Annotated in this window: 24 protein-coding genes, 1 pseudogene and 1 other annotated feature; of the genes and pseudogenes, 7 read left to right on the forward strand and 18 right to left on the reverse strand. The window is 26.9% G+C overall.

The window, feature by feature from the left end; genetic code table 11:
* Window positions 1-95: 95 nt before the first annotated feature.
* Together ACQPVP_RS12895 and ACQPVP_RS12900 are read right to left on the reverse strand one after the other, a co-directional pair.
* Window positions 96-509, reverse strand: coding sequence for a Fur family transcriptional regulator (locus ACQPVP_RS12895; RefSeq protein ID WP_430850564.1), 414 nt, complete (start codon window positions 507-509; stop codon window positions 96-98).
* 62 nt (window positions 510-571) lie between these two features.
* The gene (locus tag ACQPVP_RS12900) at window positions 572-1126 is read right to left on the reverse strand and encodes a manganese efflux pump MntP family protein (protein ID WP_430850566.1); all 555 of its coding nucleotides are present in this window, start codon (window positions 1124-1126) and stop codon (window positions 572-574) included.
* Between the two features lie 188 nt (window positions 1127-1314).
* Here ACQPVP_RS12900 and ACQPVP_RS12905 point away from each other — a divergent pair, with 188 nt between their 5' ends.
* The gene (locus ACQPVP_RS12905) at window positions 1315-2532 is read left to right on the forward strand and encodes a 6-phosphofructokinase (protein WP_430850567.1); all 1218 of its coding nucleotides are present in this window, start codon (window positions 1315-1317) and stop codon (window positions 2530-2532) included.
* A gap of 172 nt (window positions 2533-2704) precedes the next feature.
* A complete protein-coding gene (locus tag ACQPVP_RS12910) occupies window positions 2705-4621 on the forward strand; it encodes an ABC-F family ATP-binding cassette domain-containing protein (protein WP_430850569.1) in 1917 nt (638 codons plus the stop codon).
* Between the two features lie 190 nt (window positions 4622-4811).
* Here ACQPVP_RS12910 and ACQPVP_RS12915 read toward each other — a convergent pair whose 3' ends face one another.
* Window positions 4812-5276, reverse strand: coding sequence for a dUTP diphosphatase (locus ACQPVP_RS12915; protein WP_430850571.1), 465 nt, complete (start codon window positions 5274-5276; stop codon window positions 4812-4814).
* A gap of 135 nt (window positions 5277-5411) precedes the next feature.
* A complete protein-coding gene (locus ACQPVP_RS12920; protein ID WP_430850573.1) occupies window positions 5412-6272 on the reverse strand; it encodes a calcium-binding protein in 861 nt (286 codons plus the stop codon).
* 310 nt (window positions 6273-6582) lie between these two features.
* On the opposite strand from ACQPVP_RS12920, the gene ACQPVP_RS12925 reads away from it, so the two are divergent.
* Window positions 6583-7314 carry a polysaccharide deacetylase family protein gene (locus tag ACQPVP_RS12925; protein WP_430850613.1) on the forward strand — a complete coding sequence of 244 codons (732 nt, stop codon included), beginning with the start codon at window positions 6583-6585 and terminating at the stop codon, window positions 7312-7314.
* Between the two features lie 99 nt (window positions 7315-7413).
* On the opposite strand, the gene ACQPVP_RS12930 is transcribed toward ACQPVP_RS12925, so the two are convergent.
* From ACQPVP_RS12930 to ACQPVP_RS12965, 8 genes are all read right to left on the reverse strand, one after another.
* On the reverse strand, window positions 7414-7944 hold the full coding sequence (locus ACQPVP_RS12930; RefSeq protein ID WP_430850575.1) for a tryptophan transporter: 531 nt from the start codon (window positions 7942-7944) through the stop codon (window positions 7414-7416).
* A gap of 108 nt (window positions 7945-8052) precedes the next feature.
* Window positions 8053-8285: a binding site (T-box leader), on the reverse strand.
* Between the two features lie 38 nt (window positions 8286-8323).
* Entirely contained in the window at window positions 8324-9694 is a 1371-nt protein-coding gene (locus ACQPVP_RS12935; protein ID WP_430850577.1) for an MATE family efflux transporter, read from the reverse strand.
* 125 nt (window positions 9695-9819) lie between these two features.
* Complete coding sequence (locus ACQPVP_RS12940; RefSeq protein WP_430850579.1) at window positions 9820-11559, reverse strand: EAL domain-containing protein; 1740 nt, start codon at window positions 11557-11559, stop codon at window positions 9820-9822.
* A 50-nt stretch (window positions 11560-11609) separates the two neighbouring features.
* Entirely contained in the window at window positions 11610-11735 is a 126-nt protein-coding gene (locus ACQPVP_RS12945) for a hypothetical protein (protein ID WP_430850581.1), read from the reverse strand.
* A gap of 23 nt (window positions 11736-11758) precedes the next feature.
* The gene (locus ACQPVP_RS12950) at window positions 11759-11947 is read right to left on the reverse strand and encodes a DUF4250 domain-containing protein (RefSeq protein WP_430850583.1); all 189 of its coding nucleotides are present in this window, start codon (window positions 11945-11947) and stop codon (window positions 11759-11761) included.
* A gap of 300 nt (window positions 11948-12247) precedes the next feature.
* A complete protein-coding gene (locus ACQPVP_RS12955; RefSeq protein ID WP_430850585.1) occupies window positions 12248-13114 on the reverse strand; it encodes a tRNA 2-thiocytidine biosynthesis TtcA family protein in 867 nt (288 codons plus the stop codon).
* A gap of 26 nt (window positions 13115-13140) precedes the next feature.
* Window positions 13141-14541, reverse strand: coding sequence for an FAD-binding oxidoreductase (locus ACQPVP_RS12960; protein WP_430850587.1), 1401 nt, complete (start codon window positions 14539-14541; stop codon window positions 13141-13143).
* Between the two features lie 186 nt (window positions 14542-14727).
* Window positions 14728-20247 (reverse strand): glycosyl hydrolase family 95 catalytic domain-containing protein, encoded by a 5520-nt coding sequence (locus ACQPVP_RS12965; protein ID WP_430850589.1) that lies wholly within the window; start codon window positions 20245-20247, stop codon window positions 14728-14730.
* 339 nt (window positions 20248-20586) lie between these two features.
* On the opposite strand from ACQPVP_RS12965, the gene ACQPVP_RS12970 reads away from it, so the two are divergent.
* The 3 genes and pseudogenes from ACQPVP_RS12970 to ACQPVP_RS12980 form a co-directional block, all read left to right on the forward strand.
* On the forward strand, window positions 20587-20865 hold the full coding sequence (locus ACQPVP_RS12970) for a spore coat associated protein CotJA (RefSeq protein ID WP_430850591.1): 279 nt from the start codon (window positions 20587-20589) through the stop codon (window positions 20863-20865).
* A complete protein-coding gene (locus ACQPVP_RS12975; RefSeq protein ID WP_430850593.1) occupies window positions 20862-21125 on the forward strand; it encodes a spore coat protein CotJB in 264 nt (87 codons plus the stop codon). Before ACQPVP_RS12970 ends, ACQPVP_RS12975 begins: the two co-directional genes overlap by 4 nt.
* Window positions 21125-21331: pseudogene (locus ACQPVP_RS12980) on the forward strand (manganese catalase family protein); the annotation flags it as partial. The gene ACQPVP_RS12975 and the pseudogene ACQPVP_RS12980, both read left to right, overlap by 1 nt.
* Window positions 21332-21524: 193 nt before the next feature.
* Here ACQPVP_RS12980 and ACQPVP_RS12985 read toward each other — a convergent pair.
* The 5 genes from ACQPVP_RS12985 to ACQPVP_RS13005 form a co-directional block, all read right to left on the reverse strand.
* Complete coding sequence (locus tag ACQPVP_RS12985; RefSeq protein ID WP_430850595.1) at window positions 21525-22007, reverse strand: Pycsar system effector family protein; 483 nt, start codon at window positions 22005-22007, stop codon at window positions 21525-21527.
* Between the two features lie 12 nt (window positions 22008-22019).
* Window positions 22020-23459 (reverse strand): hypothetical protein, encoded by a 1440-nt coding sequence (locus ACQPVP_RS12990; protein ID WP_430850597.1) that lies wholly within the window; start codon window positions 23457-23459, stop codon window positions 22020-22022.
* Window positions 23460-23464: 5 nt separating this feature from the next.
* Window positions 23465-23989, reverse strand: a complete 525-nt coding sequence (locus ACQPVP_RS12995) for an ImmA/IrrE family metallo-endopeptidase (protein ID WP_430850599.1) — start codon at window positions 23987-23989, stop codon at window positions 23465-23467.
* A gap of 178 nt (window positions 23990-24167) precedes the next feature.
* Window positions 24168-24320 (reverse strand): hypothetical protein, encoded by a 153-nt coding sequence (locus ACQPVP_RS13000; protein WP_430850601.1) that lies wholly within the window; start codon window positions 24318-24320, stop codon window positions 24168-24170.
* Between the two features lie 13 nt (window positions 24321-24333).
* Window positions 24334-24987 carry a helix-turn-helix domain-containing protein gene (locus tag ACQPVP_RS13005; protein WP_430850602.1) on the reverse strand — a complete coding sequence of 218 codons (654 nt, stop codon included), beginning with the start codon at window positions 24985-24987 and terminating at the stop codon, window positions 24334-24336.
* Between the two features lie 143 nt (window positions 24988-25130).
* On the opposite strand from ACQPVP_RS13005, the gene ACQPVP_RS13010 reads away from it, so the two are divergent.
* On the forward strand, window positions 25131-25298 hold the full coding sequence (locus ACQPVP_RS13010; RefSeq protein ID WP_430850604.1) for a ribbon-helix-helix domain-containing protein: 168 nt from the start codon (window positions 25131-25133) through the stop codon (window positions 25296-25298).
* A 508-nt stretch (window positions 25299-25806) separates the two neighbouring features.
* Here the strand turns inward: ACQPVP_RS13010 and ACQPVP_RS13015 are convergent.
* Entirely contained in the window at window positions 25807-25992 is a 186-nt protein-coding gene (locus ACQPVP_RS13015) for a hypothetical protein (RefSeq protein ID WP_430850605.1), read from the reverse strand.
* Window positions 25993-26485: the final 493 nt, after the last annotated feature.

A 26485-nucleotide genomic window follows, 5' to 3' on the forward strand; every position in this document is an offset into this window, starting at 1 on the left:
ATAATTTTCTAAAGAGTAAAATAGGATAAATATTATCTCTCTTATGACATTTAATATACAAAGTCGATTTTAGATAATATTTATCCTATTTTTATCTATTTATTATTTCTTTTACATTCATCACAAATTCCATTTAACTCTAGTTTATGTTTAGTTAAACTAAAACCTACCTCAGCCTTAATAGCTTCTTCTATTTCTTCCATTGGACATGGTATCTCAACACATTTATGACAAACATCACATTGTAATACATGTTTATGACTTTCCTTTTTTAGTATATATATGGACGGACCATCAATATTTATTTTTTTAATTACATCCTTTTCTTCTAATAAATCTAAAGTCCTATAAATAGTACTAAGATTTAAATTATTTCTTTGATTTTTACACTCAATATATATATTTTCTGCGGAAAGTCCCTTATCTGATGTTTCTATTATATTTAAAATTGAAATTCTACCTGCTGTTACCCTAATTCCATTTTCTTTTAAATAATTTTCCCAGATCATTTTCTTCTCCTAACGTTATAATCTTTATTTAATTATATCACTATTATTCTAGTTAATAAATATTAAAAAAATATCATTTCTACTCCTAGTATCAATAATATTATTCCCCCTAAAAGATCTGCGTATTTACATATAAAGTCTACTTTTCTTGCATATCTACATAAGAAAAACCCTGTTGTACATAAAAATAATGTAATTAAACCAACTAATATTGAATTTATAAATAAAACAATAGAAATTACTTCATGAAAAGCAGTAAATCCAACTACTAATGCATCAACACTAACAGACATTCCCAATATTACATACATAGATTTATTTATTAATATTGAGTCATCTTTATTATCATTTTTAAAAGCTGAAATTATCATTACAAATCCTATTAATGAAATAATAAATCCTCCTATCATATTAGGAATTGACACTACATATGTATCAAAAAATCTACCAGCTATTCCACCTAAGAAAATAAATAAAAATTGAAAAAAAGCAAAGGAGATTATAAATCTAATTTTATTTTTCTTAACTAAATACGGATTTATACCCAAACTAATACTAAGACCAAAAGCATCCATTGACATAGCTACTCCTATTAAAATAATATCTTTCAATTCCATCTTATAGAAAATCCTCCAAAATATATAATTATGATCTATATATAATTATAAAGTATAGTATTTATGTATTATTTTTTTGAATAAGTACTTTTATTAAATTTATTTTTATTGTATATTATTAAATAGAGTATATGATATTCGGAATAGTATATCACATTTTGTATTTTTTTATAAAGGAGAGTAACTTAATGGCAAATTGTATAATTGCACAATCTGGAGGTCCAACATCGGTAATTAATTCAAGTGTAGTAGGTTTAATACATGCAAATAAAGATATCAAAGCCTTTAATAAAGTATATGCAGGTTTAAACGGAATAGAAGGAATTTTAAATGGAAATATTGTAGACTTATCTTCTTTTTCTGATAGTGAAATAAATACTTTTAGATACACACCTTCTTCTGGTCTAGGTTCTTGTAGATATAAAATGAAAAAATTAGAAGAGTCTACTGAAGAATATGACAAGCTTTTAGATATTTTAAAGGCTAATGATATAAAAGCTTTTTTCTATGTTGGTGGAAATGATTCTATGGATACTATTGCTAAACTAGGAAAATACGCTAAAAAAACTGGTATTGACATAAAGTTTATAGGAATTCCAAAAACTATAGATAATGATTTAATGTTTACAGATCATACTCCTGGTTTTGGAAGTGCAGCTAAGTTTATTGCAACTACTGCTCTTGAAACTTATTTAGATTCATCAGTTTACATAAACAATGGTATTTTTATATTAGAAACTATGGGAAGAGATACTGGCTGGCTAGCAGCTTCTGCTTGTATGGCTAGAATAAATGGACAACCTATTGCAGATTTCATATATCTACCTGAAGTTGCTTTTAATATAGAAGACTTTCTTTTAGATGTTAAAGAAAGATTTGAAAAAAATAATAAAGTATTTATTGTGGTTTCTGAAGGAATTAGAAATGCTGAAGGTACATTTATAACAGAAGTTAAAAGTCAAGCTCATGATAAATTTGGTCATGCTCAGCTAGGTGGAGTTGGCTCTTATCTTAAAAACTTAATAATTAATTCAGGTATAACTAATAGAGTTAAATCCTTAGAGCTTGGTGTTTTACAACGATGTGCTATTCACTGCGCTTCAGATTTAGATTTACAAGAAGCCTTTGATGTAGGATACTCTGCTTTAAAATTTGCTTTAGAAGGAAATAGTGGTTATATGGTAGCTATAAAAAGAGAGTCAAGCTTCCCATATAAAGCTTCTCATATTCTTATAGAAGCAGACAAAATAGCCAATAATGTCAAATACTTTCCTAAAGATTTAATAAATGAAAAAGGAAATCATATAAAAGAAGAAGCTTTGGAATATTTCTTACCTTTAATATCAGGAACTCCTTCATTAGTACTAGATAATCATTTACCAAAATTCAAAGCTATTTCAAAATAATTATAACAGGAGCTATCTTTTGATAGCTCCATTTTTTAATTATTATATCTATCACTATTTTTTATTTCTTAATTTGCGTAGGCTATAACCTTAGAGTATAATAAAATTGTTAATTTTGAAATTAAGTAATTATGTTTATATATTTATCACTTTTTTATTATTGGAGGAAAAAATGGTAGTTTTAAGTTGTAAAAATATATCAAAAAGCTATGGTATACAAGAAGTATTAAAAAATGTTACTTTTTCTATAAATGAAGGAGATAAGGTTGGTATTATTGGAGGTAATGGTGAAGGAAAATCTACATTATTTAAAATAATATCTAAAGAAATCACTCAAGATGATGGTGAAATATTTATAGATAAAAATAGAACGATTGGATACCTATCTCAACATGTAGATTTAGATCTAGAAAATACAATATATAATGAAATGAATTTAGTATTTAAAGACCTCTTAGAAATTGAAAACAAACTTCATACTTTAGAGATTAAAATGGCTGAGCCTTATGATGAAAATAATGCTGCTTATCATGAAAAAGTTATTAAAGATTATACAACTCTTCAAGATCTTTATTCTAATAAAGGTGGTTATACATATAAAGGTGAAATTTCTAGAATATTAAAAGGTCTTGGCTTCTTAGAAGATGATTTTGATAAAGTAATACATACATTAAGTGGTGGTCAAAAAACTAGAGTATCCCTTTGTAAGCTATTACTAAAAAATCCTGATATTATTTTATTAGATGAACCTACTAACCACTTGGATTTAGAAGCTATTGAATGGCTTGAGGAATATCTTAAAAGTTATAAGGGAACTGTACTTGTAATTTCCCACGATAGATTTTTCTTAGATTCAGTGACTAATAATACTTTTGAAGTAATTAATGGTCATGTTAATTGTTACAATGTACCTTATACTAAATTTATTGATCAGAGAAAGAAAAATTATGAGGCTCAGCTTAAAGCTTATAACTTACAACAAGCTGAGATAAAAAGACAAGAAGCAATAATTGAAAAATTTAGAAGCTTCAATAGAGAAAAAAGCATAAGAGCTGCTGAAAGTAGAGAAAAAGCCTTAGAAAGAATGGAAAAAATTGATGCTCCTGATAAAGAAAAAGATGCTTCTAAAATTAAATTTGAAGCTTCAGTTAAAAGCGGGCATGATGTTCTTCACGTAGAAAACCTTGCTAAGAGTTATGGAGAAAATAAATTATTTTCTAATCTTAATTTAGATCTTAAAAGAGGTGAAAAAGTTGCTTTAATAGGTGAAAATGGTAGAGGTAAAACTACATTATTTAAAATAATTTTAAATACTATTAAAGCAGACTCAGGCAAAGTTCTTCTAGGTACAAATGTTAATGTTGGTTATTATGATCAAGAACAATCAGACTTAAATTTAGATAAAACTATAATAGATGAAGTTTGGGACGAGTTTCCAAATTTGACGACTTCTAAATTAAGAGGAGTTCTTGCTTCATTCTTATTTACTGGAGATGATGTTTTCAAAGTTATTAATACTTTAAGTGGAGGAGAAAAATGTAGAATAAATCTATTAAAGTTAATGCTTTCTAGATCCAACTTATTACTGTTAGATGAACCTACTAACCATTTAGATATAATGTCTAGAGAAGCTTTAGAAGATGCATTATTAACTTATGATGGAACATTAATGGTTATCTCCCACGATAGATATTTCTTAAATAAAGTTATTAATAGAATACTTGAACTTCAAGAAGATGGTGTTAAAGAATTCTTAGGAAATTATAGTTATTATCAAGAAAAGAAAATTAATCCAAATAGATTTGAAGTCCTTGAAGAATTAGCTAATGGTAAAACTAAAACTCAGCTTAAGGAAGAAAAAAAGAAAAAAAGAGAACAAGAAAAAGAAGAAAAAGCTCAAAAGCTTAGAATAAAAAAAATAGAGGATGATATATCTAAGAATGAAGAAATCCTTCTTTCTCTTCAAGAGCAACTTTGTCTTGAAGAAATCTATTCTAATCCGAATGAAAGCGAAAGAGTTAGCAAAGAAATTAAATATTTAGAAGAGAAAATTGCTTCCCTTTATGAAGAATGGGAAGCACTCTCTTAAAATCTATCCATTATTTTCATAGCTCAACAAAAAACTCCCTAGGGAGTTTTTTGCTCTTTATGAAATTAAAATGAAATTCTTCTATGAATAATATTTAAAAATTTCCTTTTTTTGGTTATAGTCACTTCTATTAATTTTGTGATAACTTGAATAAATGCGATAGAATAAACAAAATTATATAGAAGTATTTTTATTTGCTTCCCGTTGAACCAAAGCCACCTCTATCATCATTACCAAAAGATTCAACTTCTTCAAATTCTATTTCAGGCATTACTTCCATTATTCTAAACTGCCCAATCTTATCACCTTTTCTAATCCATGTCCCCTCTTCTTCTATTCCATTAATAACTTCTTTATTCTTACATTGAAGACAGAAAACAGGCATATGCCATTGATCATTATCCCCTATATACGAATCATCAATTACTCCAATTGAATTACTAGTAATTACCTTCCAAGTTTTAAATGTAGAACTTCTAGGAGCTAAATGTCCTTCCCAGCCTTTTGGTAACTCTAACGCAAATCCAAGTGGTATCATTTCGCCTTCTCCAACTCTTACAAAAACATCTTTATTAGCATAAACATCAATCCAATTTCCTTTTGAAATTTTCATTAACTTAGTAGCGCCTTCAAAGTATTTTATCCTAATTTTCATATGTATATCTTCCCTTCATTTATATATTATCTATATTATTTTATAGTAATACTTAAGAAAAATAAAGCTTACAGCTACTTTAGAAAATATAAAATAACTGTAAGCTTTATTTTTAAATTATAAATAATCTTAAACTTATCTTCTATAATAAGTTGCTTTAATCTTATTAACCACTAAAACAGTTGAGTTTTTATTATTTTTATCAATTATAACTTCATTCCAGTTATAATAAATAGGTTTTTCAAAAAATCTTCTATCTACTATAGAAATAATTCTATAGCATGCATTAGGCAGATTATCAAAAGTTACTTTACCTAAACTGTCAGTAAATTTTGAATCATATAATTTAGGAGATACTCCATTTAATAGATATAAATTTATTCTAGCACCCTTTAATTCTACTCCCTCTTTACCTCCAAGCTTTGAAAAAACTTCAATAGTTCCCCTTTCCTCAACTGCTTCTTTCTTAGGATATTCTCTTGTTTCCTTATAAAAATTATTATCTTCATTTTCATTAAAATACTCATTATTATTTTCTTTATTAGAAGTATCAATATATTTTTCTTCCACACTATCATTAGCCACATCATTTTCTTTTGATTTAGAAGAATATTTTTCTTCTAAATTATTCTCTATCTCAGCATATATGCTATGGTAATTTCTTGAGAACTTTTCTTCTTCCCATGGATTCTCAGTATTTATTGTACTACTATCACTAATACTATCTTCAACTTCACTTTCTATTAAATTATCTTCTTCCACCCTATTATTCTCTACTACTATATTTTCATGAAATTCATCTAAATCATTTTCTATAAATTTTTCTTTTTCATTATATTCTATGTTATTACTATTTACATTAACATCTTCATTTATAGTGCTTCCATTACCTACTTCATCTCCAACGCTAATAAATAGATTTACATTGCCATTTTCATCTACAGTATATTGTTTATTCTCATCATTTTGATATTGATCATCAATTACTATTTTCATTACAACCTCCAAAGCACAATATAGTTACATAATACGATTTCTATACATACTTTGTGATTAATTAAAAATAAAAAGTTTTAAATTTTTACTAATTGATAATCATCTTACTCACTTCTTCAAAACCTATTACTTTGTCTTTAATTTATAAGTAATTAATTTATATCCTTATTATTTTCTATATCTTAACAATATATTATACCTATAAATGAATTTACGAAAACCCAAAAATCATTTTCCAGTTAATAAGTATTTTATTTTATAAAATTTTAGGAATACTAATATTGTTAACTAAACTAGGGAGGTGATTAAAATTAAATCACGAAAATTTTTAAAAATCCTGTTACTACTACTTATATGTACTTTAATACCTACATATAATGTTTTTGCTCTAAATGAAAATGAAGATAAATCTTCTGAATCTACTAAAAATAAAGTTGTTTATATTACCTTTGATGATGGTCCTGGTGGAAAAGTAACAACTGATGTTTTAGATACATTAAAAAAAGAAAATGTTCATGCTACCTTTTTTGTAATAGGATCACAGATTGAAGGACAGGAAGATATATTATTAAGAATGAAAAATGAAGGTCACAGTATTGGTCTTCATAGTTATTCTCATGATAGAGGTAAACTTTACTGTAATAATGACAACTTTTTAAATGAGATGATTAAAGGACAAGAAGCTATTTATAAAGTTACAGGTGAAAAATATAATATTTTAAGATTTCCTTTTGGATGTAACAATATGAGTTATAAATTAACTGAAGAATTAGTTAATATTTTACACAAAAATAATTTCAAGATTTATGATTGGACTTTAGATAGTGGTGATGGTGCAAATTATAAATCTGCTCCCGAGACTATAATAAAAAAAGCATGTAAATCAGATGATAATGTTGTGATTTTAATGCACTGCAATTTTATAAACAAAACGTCTGCTAAAGCTCTACCTTCTATAATTAAATATTATAAAGATAATGGCTATGAATTTAAAACTATTGATGAATCAACTCCAGAAATATATAAAGTTATAAAAAAATAATTTTATATGTCTCCTTTTAAGAATCATATTGAAAATAAGGTATAGATTTAATTATAAAATTTAAAATCTATACCTTTAAAATATATTAATAAATAAAATCTATTTTACAACTAAAACTCCTGATGCTTTTAATGATACTCTTATTGCTTTATATAATATACTTCCAAGTATTACATTCATAAATACTGCTGGTAATACAACAACTGTTACTAAAGCCGTAAAGCTTCCTGGAAGGCCTGCTAATATGCTTGCTGATCCCAAGAATAATAATCCACTTACTATAGTCCCAATACTTAAAGCAATTAAAATTTTAATATTATCACTTACTCTACTTCCTATAGCTTTAAATAGAAAATATATAACTTGTCCTGTTATTATCTTATCAATAATATTCGGAAGTTGTCCACCTGGGAATTTTGTAGTTAAAGCAGCAAAAACTCCTATAATTATACTTGAAATTAATGTTGTCTTATAGTTTCCATTAATTAATATAATTATAAATAACATTGATAATGAAAAATCCGGTTGCATTGGTAATCCTAAGGCTGGTGTTATTTGATGTAATAAAGCTCCTATTGCTATTAATATTGCATTTAATATCATTTTTTTTACATTCATATTTTTTTCCATAATAATTCTCCTTTTTATTTTATTTTTAATACCTATTATCGCCTCTATTTCACAACATAATTACCAGCTCCTTATATTTATTATAAAAAAAAACGTCCTATACAAAATGTATAGGACGGTATTATCCGCGTTGCCACCTAAATTACTTAAAATAAGCCTCTCTCTTCAGGTACTAACATACCCTATTCCCTATATCGTGGGACATACGGTTCAACTACTTTAATAAATTTCGTATCACACCTCAGAGGCCCATTCACTATTTGCTACAGTACTGAAATCACACCACCTTCAGCTCTCTTAAACCTTGCATAATAGTTACTCTCCCTCATCAAAGGAATTATTATATATTCTACTTATTAATATAATATTATCTTCACCACTAATTGTCAATACCAACTTGGAATTTTTTTCTATTAGGTATTATAACCATAAAGATAAACAATGTTAATAATAATATTCCTTTCACTATACTTGTACCACTAATACTCCACCAAACTCCATTTAATTCTAAAGTAGTCATTCCACTTAATACTAAAGCAATTGGTATTCTAAGTCCTGTAAGTATTATACTAACCCAAGATGGAGTAACTGTATTTCCTAATCCTGAAAAAGCTCCAGCAGTAGTTATTTCAATACACATAAAAAATTGTGAATACCCTAATATTCTAAGATAAATCGCCCCTGCTGATATAGCATCAGTTTCTGGAATAAATATAGAAAATATACCCTTACCAGCAAAAACCAATAAAATAGTAGACAATATACCAATAATACCAGCCATTATCATAGTAAATTTATAACCTTTTAAAATTCTATTCCATCTATTTGCCCCATAATTTTGACCGACAAAAGCTGTCAAAGCTGCGGCGAATCCTTCTGCTGTCATCCAAGATATAGCCTCAATTTGTGAACCTACTTTTTGTACTGCTATAGCAACAGCCCCATAGGAAGATACTACTCTTCCTAGTATCATTGCAAAGAATGAAAATCCACAATTTTGAACAGCGGTTGGTATTCCAAGCTTACAAATTTTCAAAATTATATCTTTATCTATGTATTTTTTATTTTTCAAACTTATACTATATCCATTTTTAATAAAAGATGCTATAAAAATTACTGTAACTATTGCCTGAGCACTTATAGTGGCTAAAGCTGCTCCTTCAACCCCTAATCTAGGAAAACCAAATAATCCAAATATTAATATCGGATCAAAAACCATATTAAAAATTAATCCAATAGCATTTATTAAAAATGGGATTTTACTACTGCCAGATGCATTAAATATACCTGTAAATAATGGATTTAAAAAACTAAATATCATCCCCATAGATACTATAACTAAAAAATTAATGCCCATTTCTACTATTTCAGGATTTCCTAGTTTAAAAAATCCTATAAGTGGCTTCCTAAATATTATTAAAATTATTGTATAAATAATAGCTATAATAATATTAATAATTAAACTATTATAAATATATTTATTTTTTTCTTTTATATCTTTTTTACCTATAGATTGAGAAACACCAATTTCAGCTCCAATTTTAGATATAAAAACTAATGCACTACCAAACCATGTAAAAAATCCAGCTGTTCCAACAGCCGCTACTGCATCACTACCAATTCTTCCTACCCAAATCATATCTATCATGTTGTATGCCATTTGAATAAAGGAAGTACCTAAAATTGGAAGTGACAATTTAAATAAAGTACTTCCTATATTTCCTGAAACTAAATTTACTGATTTATTCATAAATCCCCCTAAATAATAAAAATATATATTAATAGATTTTATAGACAAGAAAAATTAAAGTCTACAGTACTAGTCAGTATCTGCAAACTTTATTTTAATTTTATCTTAGACCCATCTATAACTTTTTATTTGCTATTATATTTGTTCAACATATTTATAGCATTTTGAAAATCTTCAGGCTTACTATAATAGTAGCCTTGTATAGCATCACATTCTATGCTTTTTAAGTATTCAACTTGTTCTTTATCTTCTACGCCTTCTGCTACAACAGTTATTCCTAATTTATGAGATAACTGAATCATATTTTCAATAACATACCTACTTTTATGATTGTTCATCATATCAACAATAAAACTTCTATCCAACTTTAAAACATCAATAGGAAGCTTAGTCAAATGATTAAATGATGAATAACCTGTACCAAAGTCATCTAAAGCAATAGATGCCCCTAGCTTCTTTAATTCTAATAAATATTCAATATTTCTATCTACTGATTTCATTATCATACTTTCAGTAATTTCTATTTCTATGTACCTTGGCGAAACATCAAACTCATCAATTAATAAAGTTAAATATTCCACAAAATCTCCTTCTCTTAATTGAATTTCTGATAAATTAACTGCTATTTTGAAATTATCATAACCCTGTGATATCAAATATTTAACTTTTTTAAAGACTTCTCTTAATACAAACTTTCCTATAGGTATTATTAATCGTGTACTTTCTGCAACTGGAATAAATTCACCTGGACTTACAACCCCTATTTCGCAACTTTTCCACCTTAATAATGCTTCAAATCCATTAACTTCATCGTCTCTTAACGTAATTTTAGGCTGAAATACCACAAACATTTCATTATTATCTAAAGCTGTTCTAAGACCTCTTTGAATTGAATATATCCTATTTATCTCTCTAGATATATTACTATTAAACATTTGCCATTGATTTTTTCCATTACTTTTTGCCCGATACATTGCCACATCTGCATTTTTAAGTAACACCTCAAAGCTTTCTCCATCATCTGGAAAAAATGTAATGCCAATACTTGCTGATGTAAATATTTTCTTACCATTTACATTATATGGATACTTTAATATTCCCTTAATTTTCTTAATAATATCCTTAATATCTTTAAAATTATCTATATACGGAATAAATAATAAAAATTCATCTCCAGCAAATCTACATAATACTTCATTAAAATTAAATAATTTCTTTAAATCATCTGAAAACTTTTTAAGAAAAATATCTCCACAATTATGTCCATAAGTATCATTAATGAATCTAAAATTATCTATATTAACAAGAATTAATGCGCCTCTACTTTCTAATATACTAAGTCTTTTTAATATTTTTTCTATAATATTCTTAAAATGTTTTTTATTATTAAGTCCCGTAACTTCATCATAAGAAGAAACATAGTCTAGTATTAATGCAGCCTCTTTTTCATTAGTTATATTATGTATATACCCTTCAAATTTCAATAGCTTTCCTTCACTATCTAGCTTTGAAAATCCCTTTATACTAACCCAATGTTCTTCTTCAAAATTATTAACTAACTTAGTTTCAAATTCCTCAGTGTTTTGTCTTAAATCTTGAACTAAAGTATATATATAATCCTTATGGATATATTTTTTAACTTCATCAAAGGTCATTATTATAAATTCATCATCATATCCTAGTACGTCTCTGTTGTTCCCATAAAATATTACTAAATCTTTTTCCTTATTTGCATAAATAAATAGTCCTTTTATGGACTTTATAAAAGATTTCTTTAATTTTAATAAAAATTCTTCATTTTTATTTATATTGAAAAATTCTTTATCATATTTGTTAAAGGAACTAATATTTTTATAATTATTCATTTTTTAATCATACCTATAGTCCTTTTCAAAGTTAATTTTAAAAATTATTATTATTTTTCATCCTCTAACTTTACTTTCTTTTTAGAATTTGCCTTATTATCATTTATTAATGTTGCAATTAAAGCTGCTCCTGCTGCTGCTACAATTGCTAATTTACCAAGTTTTTTAATTTTCATAAACTATCCTTCCTCCCCAATATTTATTTAAATTGATTTATATTTTGGTCGTATTTATATCCAACAGAATTTAACTTTTCTTTTAATTCTTCTTCGTTAATATCCATATCATCACATAAAGATTTTAAGTTAGAGTAAAAATCTCTAAGCTTCATATTTACTATGCTTAATAAAATATTAGGATCCATATATTTAAATTGCTCATTATCCATAACTAATCTCCTTTTGCATAATTATAACTTTAAATCTTAAATAAAATATAACATATATTTTTTAATAAAAAAAGCATAATATTCTATAATATTCTAAAATTCAACTAATAAAAAGCTACTTAAAAGATATACCTTCTAAGCAGCTTTTAATTGCAAAATTATTTATTTTACTTCTGGTACTTTAGAAGCTTCACTTTTTTTAGGAGACTTATATCTCTTTTTTTCCCAATATGCTTGTTGATCTTTCTTAGCCATCAAATCACCTCCGCTATACCATTAGTATAAATAATATAGCGTTAATTATTCCTCGTCGTAAACTTCTAAGTATTTTGTTTTAACTCCGTCCTTTTCCCATCCAAGAATAGAATCTAAACTAACATTTTCTGCAGACTTAAATATAGACTTTTCAACCCCATCAAAGTTTTTCTTAAGTTCCTTAATTAATTCCTTGATTTCATATCTCTTATTACTTATCTTTTCAGCCGCTACCATACATGCACAGTTTAACGGCCAAATACCTGCATTGTTAGTGAATCTCTTTATATATTCTTCCTCTACATAATATAAAGGTCTTATAAGTTCCATATCTTCAAAATTTGCTGCTTTCAACTTAGGTAACATAGTCTTAAAATTACCTGCATATAAAACATTTAAAAGTGTTGTTTCTATAACATCATTATAATGATGTCCTAAAGCTAATTTATTACATCCAAGTTCCTTAGCTTTACTATATAATGATCCTCTTCTCATTCTTGCACAAAGATAACATGGATAATCTCTTGCCATCTTATCAACAACTTCAAAAACCTTACCTTCATATATATGTACTGGTATTCCTAAGTGCTGACAATTTTCTATAAGCAATTCCTTTATTTGTGGATGATAACCAGGATCCATTGCAATAAACTCTAGTTCAAAGTTCATTTGTCCATGCTTCTTTAATTCTTGGAAGCACTTCGCCATTAACAAAGAATCCTTGCCACCAGAAATAGCTACCGCAATTTTATCGCCTTCTTCTACTAGCTTATAATCCTTAACTGCTTTTACAAATTTAGTCCATATATGTTTTCTATATGTTTTAACAAGGCTACGTTCTATTTCTTCTAAAGTTTTTTTCTCTTCAGTAGGAATAAGTCTTTCGCAACCTTTTCCAGCTATGCTAACCAATTTATCACCTCATTTAATAATACTTATCAATTATAACATCTTTTACTCTCATTGTCTTTAACTTTAATATTCTCTTTTCTATTTATTGCTTGTGGATAATCAAAAATATTATATGGATCATATTTAGCTTTAATTTTTCTTAATTTACTTAAATTTTCCCCATAATATTCTTTTTCATAATCACTTAACTCATCTATAGGAAAATTAACAAAGGATCCTTCAGTCAATTCTTTTATAAGTTTAAAGCTTTTAATAACCCATTCCTCATTAACTGAAGCATATTCATCCTCCTCCCAAACTGATTGAATTCCCATAATAAATCTTGCATCTCTATAATAGTAAGCAGTAGAAAACTTATTTATATCAGCAATAGCTCCACCTAAACCGTATAATGAAACCGCAGTATAATGGAATCCTTCTGCTGGATTTCTTATTATTTCTATTAATCTATTTATCTCTTCCTTTGTATAATCCCTATTGACATATCTTCCAGTGGATTTATATTTTTCATAATCTGGATGGCTATCTTGAATCCATCTATTACATTCTAAAATACTCTTGTCTTCAATATTTACTTCAATTTCTTTAGAAATATTTAATATTGAGCTTAGTATTTCTTTGGCTTCTCTAGCACTTCCATAAAATAATCCTGTGAATTTTACTCCTTGCCCCTTTGATGCTGAATTGTATATTGCAGTTTTTAAGTTCATTCTTCTATCTAAACTCTTAAACATTTCTTGAAGTCTTAATATAACTTCTAGTATTATTTCATTATTAGCATTAGGATAATTCACATGAATTAAGCTTCCCATATCAACTTTTTTCTTTAGGCTTATAGTCATTGATGTTACTACTCCGAAGTTGCATCCACCACTTCCCATAATTGCCCAAAATAAATCACTATTTTCATCTTTGTTTGCTATTAATTTATCACCTTTATAATTAATTATCTCTGCTTCTATCAAACTATCAGAGGCTAGTCCTAAATACCTACAAGAGTAACCCCAACCTCCACCAAGAATTAAACCAGGTACACCAACAGTAGGACATCCACCTCCTGGAAAAGCATAACCTTTATTGCCTAAATTTTCATAAACTTCTCTATTTCTAACTCCTCCACCTATTTTTACATATCCCTTTTCTTCATCTATATGTATTTTATTTATTTCACTAACATCAATTACTATTACATCATTTCCTGTTGAATATCCTTCATAACTATGTCCTCCAGATCTAACTCTAATTTCTTTGTGATTTTCTCTAGCCCATTTTATTGCATTTATAACATCTTCTTCATTATAACAATATACAATAACTAAAGGATATCTTACTATAGCTCTATTCCAAGACTTTATACTTTCTTTATATTCAATACTATCTTTTGTAATTAACTTACCTGTTAGTCCTATATAATTAACTTTATTCATTTCTACACCTTCTGTAAAATATTATACTAAGATGATATCATATTAAAATTTAAAATTAAATAATAAACTGTTAAATAGAATCTTTTAATTCAGCTACAAAATTAAAACGTCTCAAAATATAATATTTTTTCTTATATTTTGAGACGTATAATTACTTAATAAATCATTATATTATTTACACTGCTATTATTTTTTTCTTTTTGCCATAGATACCCCAATTATAGATATTATTGTTCCAAATAAAACTATTGCTGTAGATGAAGTTCCTCCTGTAGTTGGTAATCCATTATTATTTTTATTTTCTCCATCATTAATATCATTTTTATTTGCTTTTAAGTCATTAATAGCTTTATTTAATTTATCTTTTACAGCATCTACTTCCTCTTGAGTGGCATCTTCCTTGTCTAAAATCTCCTTAGCCTCTTTTAATATATTTATGAAAATTTCATAACTTTCTTTTGTATAATCTTCTTTCTTTAAAGCTTCTGCTCCAATTATTAAATTTTTCAATTGTGTTTTATCTACTTCTTCTGCCGGATTTTCATTATCAACTTCCTTTAAAGCTTCTATTGCTTTATCTAAAAGTGATTTAATATTATTTATTTCTTCTTGTGTTACATCCTCCTTAGATAAAATAGCCTTAGCTTCTGTCAATATCTCAGAAAGCTTTTTCCAACTATCTTCAGTATAGTCCTCTTTCTTTAAAGCTTCTGCCATTGTTATTGATTTACTTAATTCCGTCTTATCTAATTCTATTGGCTTTTCATTATCTACTTTCTTTAAAGATTCTATTGCCTTATCTAATAAAGATTTAATATTATTTATTTCTTCTTGTGTTGCATCCTCTTTAGATAAAACAGCCTTAGCTTCTGTCAATATCTCAGAAAGCTTTTCCCAACTATCTTCAGTATAGTCCTCTCTCTTTAGAGCTTCTACTACTGTTATTGATTTATTTAATTCTGTCTTATCTACTTCTATCGAATTTTCATTTTCATTAATTTCTATCATTGCTGGATTAAGTGATGTATTTCCCGCCTCATCAAATGCTATTACCATTATAATATAGCTTTTACCATATTCTAATCCTGTTAACTCATAATTTGTATTTTCTGTTATACCTAGTAAAGTTCCATTTAAATATATCTTATATCCCTTTACTCCTTCATTATCTATGGATGCATCCCATTTAATAATAGAAGTTGGAATTTGATTTGTACTAGCTTTTAAATTTTTTACATCACTTGGCCTTTCTTTATCTAATGCAACTTTAGTTGTCACTTTAATACTTGGAAGTTGTGCTTCTATATCATTTTTATTTACTGCTTTAACTTTAAATTCATACTCTGTTCCTGAAAGTAAATCATTTACTCTATAATATAATCCTGTAATACTATCTAGTAATATTTCTTCACCTGTTGATTTATTGATTTTATAAATATTATACTTTACTGCATCTGAAACTAAATCCCATCTTAACATTAATGTAGATGATTCTACTCCTATAGCCTCTAACTTTGCATCTCCTATTTCTGGAGGTGTTGTTATAGGTTTTTCTTCTAATGCTAAAGCTGCATCATTTAATGCCTTTGTTGCTAATTTAATATCTTGATCATTTGCATTATCATTATTCATTGTATTTACTGCATTATTATAAGCTTCCTTAAATATTCTCCATGTTTCCTCTGTATAATCTTTTTCTACTTTATTTTTATTATTTTCAATACTTGTTTGTAGTTCATTTTTATCTAATGAAGAATTATCTTCAGGTAAAAACACTTTAAAATAATCAATATTTACTTGATATTTTCCAGAACGTTCCTTAGCAATTAACTTAATGGTATGTTTACCATTTTGTAGATTTTCAAAAGATACAAGTTGTGCTTGTCCTTGATCATTTCCTTCTAAAGAATAATTAGTTGTTTCTCCTCCATCAATAGAAATGTCAAAGCTAGCAAAATTAGTATGCTTATGAACATAAACCTCTATTCCAGTTCCAGTAAATGTGTATTCAATACTACTACCTATAGCTTCAGCTCCAGTTCCTGTTTCAGTCTTAGTGCCACCATGATGTTTAGTTTGCTCACCTGCCCATGTCGACCAATTGCCTGTCCATTTGTATTCAGGATTTTTTATCCATCCATTATTATTTACAGCATCCTCTATAATAGATTCATTTATTGAACCTGGTATAGCAATTTTAACATCTACCGAATCTTTTATTAATTCATTTTCCTTAGATGTAGCTGTAACTCTAACATCCCCATTATTTGTATTAATAGTCAATAAACCATTTTCATTAATAGTTGCAAGATTAGTTGAATTACCTAATTTATCTGTAACCTTCCATTCAACATCTTTATTTGTTGCATCTTTAGGTGAAATATTAGCTATCATTTGCAAATTACTATTAGCTTTGCTTAAAGTGTATATACCTGAATCTGAAGTTACATCAACACTTGTTACTACTGATATGGTATTATCTATAACCTTAAATGCATCTAACTCTACTTTAGCCTTGCTTGCACTAGAATTTTTTGTTGCAGTTGCTCTAAGTTTAATTGTATGCTTTCCCTTTTCTAAATCATTAATAGTATATATAACCTTTTTTCTTCCTGTAGATGAACTATAGGTATCTACTTCACCCTTACTAACATCATCAATAAAGACTTCATACTTACCCCTATCTGCATTAGTAACTGCAATAACTTCTATACCTGTACCTACAAAGGTTAACTCAGCTGTTTCATTACCAGTTGGATTTTCTAAATATTTTACTGTGCCTGCATAATTAACTCCTTCAGACCAGTTTCCCCAATTTCCTACATAAGTTATACGAGAATCTTGATCATCAATATACCCTGCCATATTTCTTAAATCTTTTACAGTAATTGAATCTGATAATTTAGTCTCATTTCCATCAATAACTGCTGAAACACTATATTTAAATGTTCCTAAAATATCTTGGGCATTTTCATCTGTTAAAGATGTAGCTTCTATATTCTTACCAACTAGCAATAAATCTCCCTTATCTATTTGGCGATAAACATTATAAGTTATATCCTTTCCTTCTACAGCATCCCATTCTAAATCAATAGCTTCATCACTTGTCCTATAAGCATTTAAATTAGTTGGTGCATCTAATTTTGAAGTTGGAATATTGGTAATTGTATAAGTCTCACCCTTTACTGTATCAAAAGATATTTTTTCATTTTCTAAAGCTGTATAATTAACTAAATTTCCTTTAGAATCTTTAACAACTGATAGTCCTATATTTTCGTATTTTGTAATACACTCTCCACCATTGTTTGAAGTTATGGTAAACTTAGTAGCTTGCTTATTTTTCCATTCCATACCAATTTCAAAGTTTCCTCTTGCAACTAAGCCAGATACAGAACCATCTGCCCATTCATCAGGCATAGCAGCCATGAAATTAATATATCCCATATTACTTTGCATAAGCATTTCAGCTACTCCTGAAGTCATCCCAAAGTTTCCATCTATTTGGAATGGTTCATGAGTATCCCAAAGATTTGTTAGAATACCACTCTTGAATAATGTACGAATTAAACTATAAGCTCGATTTCCATCTCCTACTCTTGCCCACGTATTAATTCTTTGTCCCATTGCCCAACCAGTACTTTGGTCTCCACGATCATTAAGAGAAACTTTAGCTGCTTCAAGTAACTCTGGAGTTTCTACAGAAATTAAATCTCCTGGAAATAAGCCTAAAAGATGAGACATATGTCTATGTCCTTTTTGCCCCATACTTCCTAATGTTGTTTCTTCATACCATTCTTTTATTTGTCCACTTTCACCAATTTCAATTGGTCCTTTTAAATTTTTTTGTATATTTTCCCACTTTTCTATTTTCTCTGGATCTTCTCCTACTAATTTAGCTGCTGTTATAACATCTTCATACATTTGCCAAATTAAAGATTGCTCATAAGTATTTCCATTTGTTCTTGGTCCATGTTCTGGAGAATATGCTGGTGAACAAACCAATTTACCTGTTTCAGGATCTTCAATTAACATTTGCTCATATAAAACAGCCTCTTCCTTTAACATTGGATAAATTTCAGTTTTCATAAATTCTAAATCACCAGTATACTCATAATATTCCCAAACATTTTGTAAAATCCAAGGCACTGCTGCTGGAGACCATCCCCAATCGAAACTCCACCCTGGCGCTGTCCATCCAAATGGAGTATTTTGTGTATGAGCCATAAATCCATTTTCTTGATTATCATCAGTGCTTTTTATATTTGCATAAATTTCAGCAGTAACTCGTCCTGGCTCTCTTAATGATTCTATATAGTCAATTAATGGTAATGCTGTTTCTGCCATATTAGTGGAGTATGATGGCCAATAGTTCATTTGCAGATTAACATTCATATGATAATCTGAATGCCATGGAGAATTATTTGCACCTGCCCATACTCCTTGTAAGTTAGATGGTAATGATCCATCACGTGAAGAAGCTATTGATAAATATCTTCCATATTGAAATAGCATAACCTCAAGATATCTTTGTTCAGATTCTGCTGCTGTTCCATTATTATAACTACTTAAGAGCTTGTCTGTTGTCATACTTGATGCTGTTTGACCTAAATCTAAATCTACTCTAGAAAAAATCCCTTGATAATCTGACAGATGTGACTCTAGAAGACCTTCATATCCTTTTTTACTTGCTTCTACAATACGGTTGTTAACTTTAGTTCCTAGCTCTTCATCACTTTCACCTGTTCTATAATTAGGATATTCATTTTTATAATCTGTAGCTATTGAAGTTATTATAACAACTTCATCAGCCTCTTTTATATTTACTTTTCCATCTTCTAAATCAGTAATTGTACCACCAGTATTTATTACTTTAGTCTGAGAGTTAAACTTCATTTGATTATCATCTAACTCACCAGAAATAGTAATTAATCCATCTTCTGCTGTTTTAGTAAATGTGCGAGTATATCCATTATTGGTATTAGGTCCTTCACCTTCAGTATTATCTGGTTCTACCCTAACATCTAATGATAGCTTACCTTTTTCACTAGCTGAAAGTTTTGTAACCATAACATTATCAGGATAGCTTATAAAATATTCTCTCTTGTAGTTAACGTTATCATAATTGTAATTCACACTTGAAATTGCAGTATTTAAATCTAAATCCCGTGAATAATTTTTTACATTATTAAATTTTATATTATCCTTAAAATCTAAATACATATTTCCATAGCTTAGAAAATAACCATAACCTTGTGTTCCTGCATCATCACTAACTCCAGTTAATTTATTACATAAACTATTAGCTGTCTCTGTATCTCCTCTAGCAAATGCATCTTGAATTGCCTTCATTATTGGAACATCTACTCCATCAACTTTAACAGTTGCATTAGATTCTATGTTTCCTCCGTTATAGTCAGGTCTACTTTCACTTGGTCCACCAGACCAAAGTGTTTTTTCATTTAATTGAACTCTTTCGTATTCAACGCCACCAAATATACTTGCTCCCATATATCCATTGCCTAGTGGCAATGACCATTTTTGCCAACCATTATAGCTATCCTCTGCTGGTGAATCATACCATAATCGTAAATCATTATTGCTTGTATCTTTATCGGTTTGTAGATTAACATCAGCTGAAACTACTGTACCCAGAGTTGATAACAACATTGTCATACTTAGCATTAGTGATAAAATTCTTTTCTTCACTTTTATACCCCCAAAAATTAAACTTTTAAATTATAGTAATATTAGTACCTGATTACTAAATATAAATTTCTATCTATTCACTACTCCTTTCTAAATATAATTTCCATATGTTATATTCTACTTATATATCCTTTTTTCCTATCAAAATACAATACTTCCCAATATACTGTATACTTTTAACAATATTTTTACATTATAAAACTCTTAACTAATTTTTATATAAGTACTTTTATTAATTAATTTTTTTCAATAAACCTTATATATTGACTTCTATTATCACATATGTACTTTTTCATCATAGTTTATTATTAGAGTTTAATAATTGAAAGGATGTTTTTTATGTACTATCGTAAAAATGATAATTGCGATAAATGCAAAGACTGTATAAATAATCCTGGTAAAGATTATTGTAATACTGCTTGTAGTGATCCAAGTAAAAATTGCTATGAATCTAATAAAGTTTTTACCCCTAATGTTTATGGAAAGGCTTTTGTTAATCTGCAACCCTATGAAAATTTATTTAATATAAATGATGCTTTTGCTGCAGGAACAATTTTCAAAGATCTGTATAGCCCATACTGTGATGTTAAATTTATAGGAGGTGCTGATAGAGAATGAAAAGACATGATTATTTAGAAAAAATACAAAAGTTACAATTTTTTGCTATAGATTTAAACTTGTATTTAGATATTAACCCTGAATGTGAAAAAGCAAGAGCTGATTTTGAACAAATATCTTGTGAACTAAAAAAGACTATGTGGGATTATGAAAAACAATATGGCCCTTTAACAAACTTTGGTACTGCTTATTTTCAAGATCCTGAAAGCTGGGTTAATTCCCCATGGCCTTGGGAAAAGAAAAAAGGAGGTAAAAACTAATGTGGTATTACGTTAAGACTTTAGAATATCCAGTTAACCTTAAATCTACTGACATAAGAATGGCCAAGCTTCTAGTAAGTCAATATGGTGGTCCAGATGGAGAGTTAGGAGCAGCACTTAGATATTTAAATCAAAGATATTCAATGCCAACTAATAAAGCTAAGGCCCTACTAACAGATATAGGCACAGAGGAATTAGTCCATTTAAGATATATGTATAAATTGTTTAAGTACTGGTATTAATATCAGTTCTTTTTTCTTATATTCTATTATAAAGATAATTGATTTTAAATATAGATAAATAAATATATATTTTAGTTCTTTCTAATATTTTTATATTCTTTATAATAAAAAATCATCTAAATAATAAAGAATTTACTTCTTTATTATTTAGATGACTTTAAAATTTTATTATATTAATTAATTCTATTAATAATATTATCCCTAATCCTAAAACTAAGAAAAAACTAGATTTTTCACATTTTATCATCTTTTGATTACATATATTTGCTAGCTCCTTAGTCTCATTAATTAATTCTTTTTCAAAACTCTCTTGATTATTTATTGTATTTAAGAAAACTTTATATTCATCTTTTGACATTTCTGCAACTGATTTATAATATAAACATGATTTAAAATTACTAATAGATTTTCTTGGAATAATTACTAGTATTGAAAATATAGTTGAAATTACTATAAAAATAATACTTATCACTAGTAATACTTTCAAGAAACAATTGTCATTTGAAATTGATTTATATTCAATAAGAATAGCTGCTAATATAGCACTAGCAATAGCCAATATAAAACTAGCTTTTACATCTAATTTTTCTATATACGAATCAAATCTTTCCATATTAATTTCTAAAACCTCTTTTTTCATAATCATATCCTTTTATACATTTATTTTTTTTTCTACACTTTCAAAAACATCTAAAAATTCACTATATGATATATATTTATCTTGCTCTTGATCATTTAATCTTCTAAACTCATCTAATGATATATATTTTTTATCTATATATTCATCAGTATCAAATTTTATATTACTATCATCTATTATTTCTGCAATAAATCTTATTCCTGGAACATTTTTTTTATTTTCGTTTAAAAAATTATATTCCTTAATAGGATCTCCAACTTTTATATTAATATTGAATTTTTTCTTATAATCTTTTTCTATATTACTTTTAAATGATTGTCCATTTTGCATTTCACAACATCCAAAATCCCATTTTTCCTGAAATAAATCTGTATCTTTAGATCTCTTAAACATAAGTACTTCTTTTCGTGATAAATTAACACAAACAGCAACACAATGTACTTCTAATAATTTATTTCCTTCTAATAATTTTTTACTATCAGTAGATTGATTTAATATTTTATTGATTATATCTATTTTAGATTTAATATTTTTATCTTTTACAATTTTATTTATTTTTTGAAAAGAAGTCATATTATCTTCAAAGATCATCTTATCAAATTCCTTATCAATAAACTCTTTAGTAATATCATCATTATAGTATTCATCATAAAAAAAACTATCTTCTAATTTACAATTCGTATATTCATGATCATGATACCATATTATAGGATACATTTTTCCATCCCATATTCCTTTTAATTTCCTATATGCTACTATATGTATTTTATTATCTATAAACTGATTTTTAGACAATAAATATGCTAATTCCAAACTTAATGTCAATCTTCTTTGTATTGTGTTTTTAGCTATTCTAAATCCAGTATCTATATCATTTCCTTGAAATTCATATGTTGGAAGTCCTTCATCTCCATTATGATTATATATATACATCAAGTTATGTATTTTATTTGTTTGTATTTTTAAGTCCTTTGTTTTATGTACTGGAGCTATCCAAGCTGCCGCTTTCAATGATAATACATTTTGTGCCACAAACATCTCTTTCTCTTCTTCGTTGAAATTTCCATCTAAAATTTCACCATTTTTTATTTCATTTACTATATTATTTAATATTTCAAACACACTCTTAATTGAATTTTCTAACTGTTCTATATTAGCAATATTAACTATGAATACAGCTTCATCTCCAATAGTTCTCCATAATTGAGATTTATCTATCTTTTTAATCATAGATTCCTTTATTTTCTCAGTTATTGTTATTAATATTGGAAACCAACTAGTATAATTTCTAGTTTTATAACTACTTGAATTTACTAAATCAAAAGATACAAATAATATTAACTCTTCTGTATAATTTGACTTTGAATTTTCAATAAATTCATTATTATATAATTCTCCTAATTTTTTTTCTATTATTGATTTTATAGATAGTCTCGTCTCATTTTTACTCAACTATATTACCCCCATGATAAAATACCTAACCATCTTCCTCTATTTATTGCTGATTCAAGTGATACTTGAAAATATTCTGCTACTTTATTCATAGAATATGTCCCATCACCATTATAATTTTCGTTCATTATTTCAAAAAAACTTTCTCTTGGCATTAAAAAAGCAGCTGCAAATTCATGTGCTTGATATTCCATTTCTCCAACTTCTTTTCTTAAATATACCTTATCTTTATTTTTTTCCCACAAACTCTCATCGATTGCATATCCCATATGTAAAAATAAGTGTCCTAATTCATGTGCTATAGTAAACTTTTCTCTATACCTATTATCTATTTTAGGAATTTCTATAACAAATCCATCACCATTTCTATAAACTTTACCTTCAGCTCCATCTAATTCATCTTTTCTAATAATTATTCCGCCTAATTGATTAACTATATTGTCTAAATTATCTATTGGTATTCTAACCTCTAATGTTTCTACAATAATTTCAGCTATTTTATTAATTGTTTTCCTTAACTCCGAATTCATATACCCAACTCCTTACGATATAACATTATATTATATTCTATAAAAAAATATAAATTCCTTTATATTTTTTATATCTTTTTATATTTTTTATAACTATTTTTACTATATTATCTAAATAAAACATTTATATAACTCTAATTTCTTTCAAAAATTATATAATATATTCACTTTTTTAATTTTAGAAGTTAGTATTGGTTTTTTTATCCAATTTATTTGGTAGTAAATCTTCTAGTAATCTTTCTTCATTTACTGCTCTATCCTCTTCTTCTTTAATTAACATAAAACATAAATTTATATCATTTTCAATTCTATCTAACATATGATCATACATCTCCTAATCCCCCTTATAAAACTAAATAATCTTTTTTTAATAAATTTATTAAAGATCTAGATAAATTTAGCCCATTTTTATAGTATTGGTCTATTAATAACTTAACAAGAAATGTAGGAGTTTTTCCTCTCTTGTTTTTAAAATCTTTTATAGCTGCTCTTACTAACTCTTTATCTGCTAAAGATATTACTTTCTTAGCAAATCCACTATTATCTATATTTGTCACACTCCTAGCAAGTCTTACATTACTATTGTTATCTATACTATTAATTTCTATTGTAGTTTCCTCTATTTCTTGTAAAGCCTCTTCTACTGAAATTTGTCCATCTATTGGCTTTTCTCCGTTACTGTCTACTCCAACCTTTGGAGCTTTCTTCTTAGTTACTATATTAGATATAATATGCTTTAATTTTTTATAGATATTGAAATTACCTGCTAGACCTTTTCTTTTTTCTATAACAATATAACCAAGCTCTGCAAGTCTTTTAATACTTCTCTTAACTGTTGAAATTGATATATTAAGCCTTTCACTTATAACATCTATAGAAGGATAACTACATTTCTTTTCTTCATTATAAAGGCTTAAAAGATAAGAATATATTCTAAATTCATTTGATGTGATATTAGTATCTGTTATTAATTCTGTAGATAATTTTAAGAATTGCATTTGTAGTTTCCTCCTTTCATTTAATCAACGTTAATTAACCTTAATTAAATAATAACACCTTAATCAACTTTAATCAAGTATTTTTTAATTAAAGTTGATTAAGTTTAATTAATAATGTTATAATATATATAGGAGGTGTTACTATGGCAGATAAAAAAGATAGTCTTGTTAATAGACAAAGATATTCAAGTACATTTGATATAGAACTATTAGAAAAAATGAAAGAACTTTCTAAAGAAACATCTATACCAATGTCTAAATTATTAGATAAAGCTTTAGAATTATTATTAAAAGAGAATAATAAACTTTAAGTCTTAGATTTAAACTCTAAGACTTTTTTATTTTTAGCAAATACTTCTGTATTAGCTAATATAAAGCTAATTAATATTAAATATAGATAAATAAATATAGATTATAGTTCTTTATGCTACTTTTAAAAGTTTCTTTTTAATACTTTTACATTTTATGTATAAAAACTAATATTACTGTCTATAATTAAACTGATAAGTTAATATTATTAAAATATGTATTTAAAACATTTTATTCACCAAAAAATAACACTTAGAGATATAATTCACTAAGTGTTATTTTTATGGTTTTGGATTTTATTATAGATAATACTTATTAACTTATTTATTTTATAGGTTTATGGTCTAAATGAGTTTACTAAACGAACGGGATTTTTAGCAAGTATTACTAATTATATTTTATTTACTGTTATAATTGTAGTCAATAATTTTTATACATTTTTTAACATTATTGTTACTACAAATAAAGTCTAGTAAGTATGATTCTCCTACCTACTAGACTTTAAGATTATTACAATTGTTTTCTTCTCTCTTCAATTAATTTCTCTAATTCTTCTAAATCTTCTAGTGTTGCTTTATTTCTTATAAAACTTCTTGCACTACTTCTACTTCTTAAATAGTTCATATGCTCTTTATTATTTTCATTCCATTTCTTATTCGCTTTTTCTCTTGCTTCACTAATTTTTTTATCTGACATTAAAATTCTCCTTACTTCACTATTAATAATATAAGAGTTACTAAACTTATTCCTAATGCAAGTAAACTTATTCCTAAAGTTACCTTTTCTACTTTTGTCATTTTCTATTTACCTCCTTAACTTATATGATATAATATAGTTAAGAAGAAGATTTAAGGAATGGAAGGGGTGTGAACCCTTCCTTTAGTTGTTACTTGCTTAGTGCAAGTATTAGATTTATTATAGCTGTTATCAGTGTGCTTATTGATGTTATTAGCTGTATTAAATCTTTAGGCTCTATTCCTTTTTTCTTCTTCTTTTTCTTTGCCACTTTTATCACCTCCTTACAATTATATTGTACTACATGTAGTGTATAAAATCAATAGTTTTTTTCTATTTTTTATTAAATTTTGTATATTTTTATAAATAAAAAAAGTCTAGTAAGTAAGGTTATTATTCCTTACCTACCAGGCTTTAAATTATAGTTTACCTATTCTCTTTAATACTTCTTTAA

Source organism: Clostridium nigeriense (genome assembly GCF_050585265.1).
In the GTDB taxonomy this organism is placed as follows: domain Bacteria; phylum Bacillota; class Clostridia; order Clostridiales; family Clostridiaceae; genus Clostridium; species Clostridium nigeriense_B.

Excerpts from the sequence above, each read along its gene's own strand:
- ACQPVP_RS12960 (WP_430850587.1), bottom strand. The coding sequence starts at position 14,541 with ATGAATAAAGTTAATTATATAGGACTAACAGGTAAGTTAATTACAAAA.
- ACQPVP_RS12920 (WP_430850573.1), bottom strand. The coding sequence starts at position 6,272 with ATGAAAATAGTAATTGATGATCAATATCAAAATGATGAGAATAAACAA.
- ACQPVP_RS12915 (WP_430850571.1), bottom strand. The coding sequence starts at position 5,276 with ATGAAAATTAGGATAAAATACTTTGAAGGCGCTACTAAGTTAATGAAA.
- ACQPVP_RS13015 (WP_430850605.1), bottom strand. The coding sequence starts at position 25,992 with ATGTCAGATAAAAAAATTAGTGAAGCAAGAGAAAAAGCGAATAAGAAA.
- ACQPVP_RS13005 (WP_430850602.1), bottom strand. The coding sequence starts at position 24,987 with ATGCAATTCTTAAAATTATCTACAGAATTAATAACAGATACTAATATC.
- ACQPVP_RS12905 (WP_430850567.1), top strand. The coding sequence starts at position 1,315 with ATGGCAAATTGTATAATTGCACAATCTGGAGGTCCAACATCGGTAATT.
- ACQPVP_RS12995 (WP_430850599.1), bottom strand. The coding sequence starts at position 23,989 with ATGAATTCGGAGTTAAGGAAAACAATTAATAAAATAGCTGAAATTATT.
- ACQPVP_RS12950 (WP_430850583.1), bottom strand. The coding sequence starts at position 11,947 with ATGGATAATGAGCAATTTAAATATATGGATCCTAATATTTTATTAAGC.
- ACQPVP_RS12970 (WP_430850591.1), top strand. The coding sequence starts at position 20,587 with ATGTACTATCGTAAAAATGATAATTGCGATAAATGCAAAGACTGTATA.
- ACQPVP_RS12910 (WP_430850569.1), top strand. The coding sequence starts at position 2,705 with ATGGTAGTTTTAAGTTGTAAAAATATATCAAAAAGCTATGGTATACAA.
- ACQPVP_RS12930 (WP_430850575.1), bottom strand. The coding sequence starts at position 7,944 with ATGGAAAAAAATATGAATGTAAAAAAAATGATATTAAATGCAATATTA.
- ACQPVP_RS13000 (WP_430850601.1), bottom strand. The coding sequence starts at position 24,320 with ATGTATGATCATATGTTAGATAGAATTGAAAATGATATAAATTTATGT.
- ACQPVP_RS12945 (WP_430850581.1), bottom strand. The coding sequence starts at position 11,735 with ATGAAAATTAAAAAACTTGGTAAATTAGCAATTGTAGCAGCAGCAGGA.
- ACQPVP_RS12975 (WP_430850593.1), top strand. The coding sequence starts at position 20,862 with ATGAAAAGACATGATTATTTAGAAAAAATACAAAAGTTACAATTTTTT.
- ACQPVP_RS12985 (WP_430850595.1), bottom strand. The coding sequence starts at position 22,007 with ATGAAAAAAGAGGTTTTAGAAATTAATATGGAAAGATTTGATTCGTAT.
- ACQPVP_RS12900 (WP_430850566.1), bottom strand. The coding sequence starts at position 1,126 with ATGGAATTGAAAGATATTATTTTAATAGGAGTAGCTATGTCAATGGAT.
- ACQPVP_RS12935 (WP_430850577.1), bottom strand. The coding sequence starts at position 9,694 with ATGAATAAATCAGTAAATTTAGTTTCAGGAAATATAGGAAGTACTTTA.
- ACQPVP_RS12895 (WP_430850564.1), bottom strand. The coding sequence starts at position 509 with ATGATCTGGGAAAATTATTTAAAAGAAAATGGAATTAGGGTAACAGCA.
- ACQPVP_RS13010 (WP_430850604.1), top strand. The coding sequence starts at position 25,131 with ATGGCAGATAAAAAAGATAGTCTTGTTAATAGACAAAGATATTCAAGT.
- ACQPVP_RS12940 (WP_430850579.1), bottom strand. The coding sequence starts at position 11,559 with ATGAATAATTATAAAAATATTAGTTCCTTTAACAAATATGATAAAGAA.